Origin of the sequence: Acetobacterium paludosum (assembly GCF_008086595.1) — a bacterium.
GTDB lineage: Bacteria > Bacillota > Clostridia > Eubacteriales > Eubacteriaceae > Acetobacterium > Acetobacterium paludosum.
Window position 1 is genome coordinate 1 of sequence record NZ_RXYA01000048.1, and the last position, 759, is coordinate 759.

General features: G+C 39.5%; 1 protein-coding gene. It reads left to right on the forward strand.

The features are described 5' to 3' along the window. The first annotated feature begins 152 nt into the window (after window positions 1-152). A complete protein-coding gene (gene tnpA / locus FZC41_RS17120) occupies window positions 153-608 on the forward strand; it encodes an IS200/IS605 family transposase (protein ID WP_148568658.1) in 456 nt (151 codons plus the stop codon). The last annotated feature ends 151 nt before the right edge of the window (window positions 609-759 follow it).

Consider the following 759-nt stretch of genomic DNA (forward strand, 5'->3'; position numbering starts at 1 on the left):
TTATTAGACTTTAGTCTGTTTCATTCGCATAGCGAATGAAACAATAAACCACCTGCTATGCGGGTGGTGGGTAAAAGGTTATACCCAAAAATCACCTTTCCAGATAAGATAGAGATGTTCAGGCTCTATCAAAAGTAAGGAAAGGTGATTTAATGGCTAATAAGACAAATAGTTTAGCTCATACAAAATGGATGTGCAAGTATCACATTGTATTTACGTCTAAGTATAGACGAGAAATAATATATAATCAATACCGGGAAAGTATTGGAGAAATATTAAAGCAATTGTGCAAATACAAGGGAGTCGAAATTATTGAAGGACATCTGATGCCAGATCATGTGCATATGCTGGTGAGTATTCCGCCGAAAATAAGTGTGTCACAATTTATGGGATATCTCAAAGGGAAAAGTGCACTGATGATATTTGACAAACATGCAAATTTGAAATACAAATTTGGGAACAGACATTTTTGGGCGGAAGAATATAATGTGAGCACAGTTGGATTAAATGAAGCAACCATACGGAAATATATCGAAGAACAAGATAGACATGATATTGCAATGGATAAACTGAGTGTGAAGGAATATGAAGACCCCTTTAGGGGATAGCTGGTAATACGAACGCTCCTTCAGGGGCGAGCAAAAGAGGCAAAGGCCATAGAGCCTGAACAAAGTGAGGGCCAGCGTCTTGAGACGCCGGCCGGTAAAAGAGGCTTATAGCCTCAGAGCAAACCACCCGTTAGACGGGTGGTGCTGATTT